This is a genomic window from Synechococcus sp. H55.2 (assembly GCF_047462495.1).
In the GTDB taxonomy this organism is placed as follows: domain Bacteria; phylum Cyanobacteriota; class Cyanobacteriia; order Thermostichales; family Thermostichaceae; genus Thermostichus.
In genome coordinates, this window is the sequence record NZ_JANSJH010000125.1 from 1 (window position 1) to 6,194 (window position 6,194).

Below are 6,194 nucleotides of genomic sequence, written 5' to 3' on the forward strand. Positions count from 1 at the left end.
AGGCTCAGACGGCTTGGGAAAAAGATCGGTAGAGCATTCAGGAAGATAGCTTCTCGCGCAAGCGGGCTTCCCATTGTTGCAGTTGCTCTTGGCGGGCGGCCACCTCGGCTTCTCGACGGCTCAGCTCTTGGCTTTGGCGAGTCAAAGATTGCCGCCAGCTTTCGATCTCCGACAGATCCACCAGACTGCGGTTTTGAGACAGGCTGTGCAACATCTCCACCAGCTTCATGGCCGCCTCTTCCAGCCGCTCTACCCGCCGCTGTTCCGAGAGCTCAACCAGCAGCAACACGCCAACGTTGTAAGGGCCGGCATCTTTGCAGGTGACCCACTCTGGCTGGCGCAGTGGGATCCAAACCCCTTCTTCGGCCTGGCGAGCCAAGAGCTGCAGCTCCCCCTGGCCGAAGAGACTCTTTTTGTGTACCCGTGCCAGATACAGCATGGAACATGCAGGAAGATGTTGCCGATTTTAGCACCGATCCCATGGATTCAAGAGGGATCCAAACCCGGGTGTTGTCCGTGCCGGCGGGAGGATCGATGTTAGGATCGGCTGTGGAATGGGTAAGGCTTAGCGCTCTCCCCTCTTCATTGTTTAGGGATCCCTGGCATGTTTCTCACCCAAAGCCCCTATTTTTTGATGGCAGCGCTGGTGGCGATTGCCAGTGGAGCCATCTTCGCAGTTCGCTTTATCAAGCGAGAGGCCTCCGCTGAATCGGATGTGATTTTCGCCACGATGGGCCTGATCTATTCCATCTGTTTGCTTCTGGAGGGTCAGCGGCTCATCCCGTTGCTGTTTTTTGCCCAGGTGCTGCTGGCGGTGATGGCCGGCTGGTTTGCCATCGAAACTTTCCGGTTGCGGATTCTCTTGAGCGAAAAGGTACGGCAGGTGGGCGGGGTTCGTCCAGCCGTTCGCAAGAAAGACTTCAGCCGTACCTACCCCCTAGATGACTATGCCCAAGGACGCACGGTTTCTGCTCGGGCCGAAGGATCCCGCATTCGCGATACCTCCTCTTACAGTCGCGCCATTCCCAAACGCAGCAGCGAAGAGCCTGGGCGTCGCCCCAGGCCCCAACTGACCAGCGATACCCGTGTGCGTCCGCGCCGCCGACCCGAAGTGGATGAGTATTACGACGAGCCAGGATCCCGCCAAGACACCGGCTACGATGAGCCGGCCCCGCCGCCAGAGGCCCGCCGCCCCCGTCGCCCTGCCACCGAAGAGTATCCAGAGGATGTAGATACGCAGGAGGAGCGCGGCACAGGCACGGTCACCCGCCGCCGTCCCCCACGTCTGCCCCAAGACCAAGGAGAAGGCTACCCGGATGAAGCCCCCCGTCGTCCCTCCCGCCGCGTTGTCGAGGTGGAATCGGTCGAGGTGGAAGAGGCGGAGCCAGAAGAGTACGATGACGACCTGTTCTGAAGATCTGAACCAATCTGAGCTTGGCCGGCGTTTGAGGGGTTCAGCCGGTGTTGCGCATTCCGGCGGCAATGCCGTTGATGGTGAGCATGGCTCCGCGCAGGAGTTCAGCGCGGTTGTAGCGCGTGCGCCCGGCGCAGGCTCCTTGGTGCTCTCGCAGGCGCTTGAGGAGAGAGACCTGAATAAAGCCCAAGGGCACAATCGAGCGGTTGCGCAACTGCACCGAGCGCTTCAAGTAGGGATCGTTCTCCAACAGTTCCCTGTGACCCGTAATCTGTAGCACCATTGTGCGCGTGCGGTACATTTCTTGGGCAATGCACTCAAACAGCTCCATCGCCCGCTGCAAACGTTCTGGAGAGCTCATCTCCCGCACGTAGTGACGCGCTATTTGCAGATCCACCTTGGCCAGAGTCATCTCCACTTTGGAGATCACCATGCGGAAGAAGGGCCACTCGCGGTAGAGGTGCTGCAGGTGGTTGAGGTTGTGCTCGCCCTTAGCCACGTATTCTTGTAGGGCGGTGCCGACCCCATACCAGGCCGGCAAGAGAAAGCGGCTCTGCGTCCAACTGAATACCCAAGGAATAGCCCGCAGGGATCCAATATCTTTCGAGCCACCGCTGCGGCGAGCAGGACGGGAGCTGATCTGCAGTTGGCCGATCTCTTCTATGGGGGTAACCTCATGGAAAAACTCCACAAAACCCTCCTGCTCGTAGACCAGGTTGCGGTACACCTGGCGGGAGCGCTCTGCCAAGGATTCCATCAAGCGCGACCACTCGTGCAGGTCGTTGGGGTAGGTGCGCAGCAGGCTGGCCTGGATCACAGCGCTGGTAACGGTTTCCAGGTTAAAAATGGCCAGATCTTGGAGGGAATACTTGGAAGCCAACACCTCTCCCTGCTCGGTAATCTTGATGCGGCCTCCCACGCTGCGCCCCGGCTGGGCCAAAATCGCCTCGTAGGCCGGCCCTCCCCCGCGCCCCACCGAGCCGCCCCGGCCATGGAAGATCTGCAACTTCACACCATAGGACTCGGCCACCGCCTGCAGCCGCTGCTGGGCTTTGTAAATCTCCCAGTTGCTGCTTAGAAAGCCAGCATCCTTGTTGCTATCCGAGTAGCCCAGCATCACCTCCTGTAAGTCTTCTTGCTGAGCTAAGTACTGGCGGTAGAAAGGGATCTCCAACAACTGCCGCAGCACCTCTGGCGCTCGCTTTAGGTCTTCAACAGTCTCAAACAGCGGCACCACTGCCAGGGATCCGCGCCCGCTGATGGGATCGTAAAGGCCCACCTCCTTGGCCATCAACAAAACTTCCAGCAGATCGCTCAACTGGCGGCTCATGCTGATCACATAAGTTTGGCAGATGGCCAGGCCAAATTCCTGCTGCAGACGGCGCAGGGTGCGAAAGGTGGCGATCAGCTCCGCCGTTTTCTCGGAAAAAGGGCTCTCCAGGGGGATGAGGGGCCGACGGGTCTGCAGCTCCTGCAGAAGAAAAGCCGTTTTTTCCTCTTCCGTCATCTGGCTATAGGGCCGCGGCAAAATGCGCAAGTACTCAAAGATCTCGGTGAGAGCGGCCTCGTGGTAGCTGCTGTCTTGGCGGATATCCAGGTGGGCCAGGTGAAAGCCAAACACCTGCACCTGTTGGATGAGGTGATCCAACTGGCGGCAAGAAAGGCCACTGTTTTTCAAACTTTGCTGGATAAGCTGCAAGTCGGCCAGAAATTCTTCCGCATTGGCGTAGGCGTTGTCCACAGGGGGAGGGGCGGGCAGACAGGCGGAGTCGGCCAAGTTGCGGTTGCGCTCCCGCGTCAACTCCAGCCGCCGCTGCATATAACTGAGCTTGAGACGGTAGGGCTCTTGGCGATACTGCAGCGAAAACGATTCGTAAACCTCCGGCATGAGGCGGTGATCTTGCTCGAGGGCATCCAGCAGTTGGCTGTCCACATCCCCCCAGTGCAAAGAGACGCTCAGGGTTTTGGTGAGCGCCTTCACCGATTCGATGTACTTGCCCAAAATCAGGTTGCGCTGGTAGCGGGCCGTTTGCCAGGTAACATCGGCGGTGACGGAAGGATTGCCATCCCGATCCCCGCCCACCCACGAGCCGAAGTTGCAAAATCCTGCCGGCGGCGGCTCAACGCCGGGAAACGCTTTTTTCAAGCTGCGGCTGAGGTATTCGTGCAGCAGCGGGATAGCCTGAAACAAAACCTCTTCAAAATAGTGCAAGGTGTAATCGACTTCGTTCAGAACGGTCGGTTTGGACTGATGCAACTCGTCGGTGCGCCACCAAAGCAAAACCTCTTCCGCCATCTGTTCTTTCAACATCTGGGCCTGCAAAGGCTGAGTCTGTTCTGCCCAATCCAGTTGGCTGAGCAGGCGAGAGAAGGCCCGTTGCTTTTCCCGGATGGTGTGGCGGACGATCTCGGTGGGGTGGGCGGTGAACACCATGCGAATGTGCAACTGCTCCAGCAGTCGGCGCAGTAGGCCTGGCGGCACTCCTTGAGCCCGCAGGTAAGGGAACAACCGTTCAAATTTTTCGTTTTCCCGCACCGTGCGCTGCTGGCTGTCCACCATGCGCATGTCGGAGTCTTCGGCCCGTTCGTAGTGCTGTTCAACAATGTTGATCAACTGGAAAAACAGGGCAAAGGCGCGCGCCGTTTGAATGGTGGCATCGAGGCTGAGATGCTCGATAATTTGCAGCACCTCTGGGATCGGGTACTCCAGGGCTTGTCCTTCTGGGGAACACATGGAACGCAGCCGCCGCAACAGCTCCACCAGAGACTGCCCGCACTCCTGCAGGATTACGGCTTCCCAGAGTTCTTCCACCAGTTGCAGGCGACGGTTTAACAGGTTGTTCCTGTGGTTGAAGGCTTCGTTGATTTGGAGGGGATGGGCCAAGGGATCGCGTTCCCCAAGCAGGGCAGCCTCCTTCAGCCCGTTGGCAGAAGCCGCTGCCCACTCTGCAGCGGTCAGGTGGGGGGAAGAGGTCATGAAGGCAGCTCCTAGAACAACCATCCCAATATTAGAGCCTGTTTGTCGAAACCCAAGATGTAGCAGGTATCACGGTCAGGAGGTTGTGAATTGGCGGGGGCAACTTCTTGCCCGTATCTGGATCGATACCCACCTCTTGACGTCAGGTAGCCGAGCTAGAATTTAGAGCATCTATCGTAGCTTTTGACCGTCAACTGGCAGCTCTATAGCCAGCTTCAGCCCCCTGGACTGGACGCCCATTTTATGACCTCGGATCGGCAATGGATGGAGCGGTGTTTGTCCCTGGCCCGTTCTACATCGCAGCGCCCCTCTCCCAATCCGCGGGTGGCCTGCGTGATCCTGCAGGGGGAGCAGGTGGTGGGAGAAGGCGTTCATCCAGGGGCCGGCCAGCCCCACGCAGAGGTGTTGGCTCTGCAACAGGCGGGATCCCTGGCCAGGGGCGCCACCCTCTACGTCAACCTGGAGCCCTGTAACCACTATGGGCGTACCCCCCCCTGCACCGAGGCCATTCTGGCGGCTGGGATCCGGCGGGTGGTGGTGGGAATGCAGGATCCCAATCCCCTGGTGGCCGGCAAAGGGATCCGCCGCCTGCAGGAGGCCGGGGTTGAGGTAACAGTAGGGGTGCTGGAGCAGGAGTGCCAAGAATTGAACGAGGGCTTTGCCTTCGCCATTGTGCAGAAACGGTGTTTTGGCCTGCTGAAATACGCCATGACCCTAGACGGCAAGAGCGCCGCCGCCACCGGCCACAGCCAGTGGATTAGCAACCCCCTGGCGCGAGAGTGGGTTCACCGCCAGCGGGCCTGGCACGATGCAGTCATTGTGGGATCCAAAACCGTCTGGCACGACAACCCCCGCCTCACCTGCCGCCTGCCGGATTTTCAGGGATCCCAGCCCCTGCGGGTGGTTCTCAGCCGCTCTCTGAATCTGCCCCCGCTGGCGCACCTGTGGCAGGTGGAAGAAGCACCAACTTTGGTGATCACCGAAGCCCCAGAGACCCATTCCCTCTGGGGATCCCTGGCCAAGCAAGGGGTGGAGCTGCTGCACCTGGATCAAGTAACCCCGGCCCAGACAGCACAGGCCCTCTTCGAGCGAGGCTGTCTGAGCGCCCTCTGGGAATGCGGCGGCACCCTGGCCTGGGCAGCCCTCAAAGATGGGGCCATCCAGAAAGTGGCCGCCTTCATCGCCCCCAAGATCTTGGGCGGGGCCGACGCCCCAACCCCCGTAGGAGGAGAAGGGATCCCTGACGTTAACCAGAGCTGGCAACTGCTGGAGCCGCAACTGCAGACTGTGGGGGATAACTGGCTGATCACCGGGAAGATCCCCTCTTCTAGCCCCGATGACTAAGAGATCGATTGTTGACAAATTCGCGAGGGCTATCTGGAGGGTTTTAAGTGTCTGAACGAACAGACTGATATCTGTTCAATGTAAATGAATATACTGATCAGAAAAATACAGCATTCTTGCAAAGTAGGTTTCAGAATTGAGCTCAACTGTGCTATGCTGGCCGATATTCTAGGGGGTCATAAGGATCTTTCGGTAAGGCCAGCAAAATCAAGCTGTAGGGATCTGTCAAGATTCTCCTGAGGTGAACCTTGTGAAAGGTAATGACGAAGGCTCTAGCTTCTTTGTCCAGTTCTTTTTCAGCCGGCGAGCTGATTGGGGACTTTCCCAGTACAAATCTTGGTAGGGAGAACCATCATGTTAAACCTTTTTGCCGGCCTGCTCTTTACCTCGCCTTACCTCAGCCTCTCAGGAAATGTCCTCATTGAAGGATTGGGGGAGTGGGTTTTCGCCGATCATCAA

At 58.5% G+C, this 6,194-nt stretch carries 4 protein-coding genes; 2 read left to right on the plus strand and 2 right to left on the minus strand.

Translation table 11 applies throughout. From position 1 onward, the window contains the following. Positions 1 to 37: 37 nt before the first annotated feature. Positions 38 to 439: a hypothetical protein gene (locus tag NW844_RS11770; protein ID WP_414335877.1), complete on the minus strand. Its 402-nt coding sequence runs from the start codon at positions 437 to 439 to the stop codon at positions 38 to 40. 165 nt (positions 440 to 604) lie between these two features. Between NW844_RS11770 and NW844_RS11775 the strand changes: the two genes are divergently transcribed. After that, positions 605 to 1,414, plus strand: coding sequence for a Ycf66 family protein (locus NW844_RS11775; protein WP_414335878.1), 810 nt, complete (start codon positions 605 to 607; stop codon positions 1,412 to 1,414). A 40-nt stretch (positions 1,415 to 1,454) separates the two neighbouring features. Here the strand turns inward: NW844_RS11775 and ppc are convergent, their stop codons facing one another. Beyond that, a complete protein-coding gene (gene ppc / locus NW844_RS11780; RefSeq protein ID WP_414335880.1) occupies positions 1,455 to 4,391 on the minus strand; it encodes a phosphoenolpyruvate carboxylase in 2,937 nt (978 codons plus the stop codon). Positions 4,392 to 4,634: 243 nt separating this feature from the next. Here ppc and ribD point away from each other — a divergent pair, with 243 nt between their 5' ends. Beyond that, positions 4,635 to 5,735 (plus strand): bifunctional diaminohydroxyphosphoribosylaminopyrimidine deaminase/5-amino-6-(5-phosphoribosylamino)uracil reductase RibD, encoded by a 1,101-nt coding sequence (gene ribD, locus NW844_RS11785; RefSeq protein ID WP_414335881.1) that lies wholly within the window; start codon positions 4,635 to 4,637, stop codon positions 5,733 to 5,735. Positions 5,736 to 6,194: the final 459 nt, after the last annotated feature.

What these genes read in the sequence shown, in the direction of transcription:
- NW844_RS11770 (WP_414335877.1), bottom strand. Translation starts at nt 439, where the DNA reads ATGCTGTATCTGGCACGGGTACACAAAAAGAGTCTCTTCGGCCAGGGG.
- NW844_RS11775 (WP_414335878.1), top strand. Translation starts at nt 605, where the DNA reads ATGTTTCTCACCCAAAGCCCCTATTTTTTGATGGCAGCGCTGGTGGCG.
- ppc (WP_414335880.1), bottom strand. Translation starts at nt 4,391, where the DNA reads ATGACCTCTTCCCCCCACCTGACCGCTGCAGAGTGGGCAGCGGCTTCT.
- ribD (WP_414335881.1), top strand. Translation starts at nt 4,635, where the DNA reads ATGACCTCGGATCGGCAATGGATGGAGCGGTGTTTGTCCCTGGCCCGT.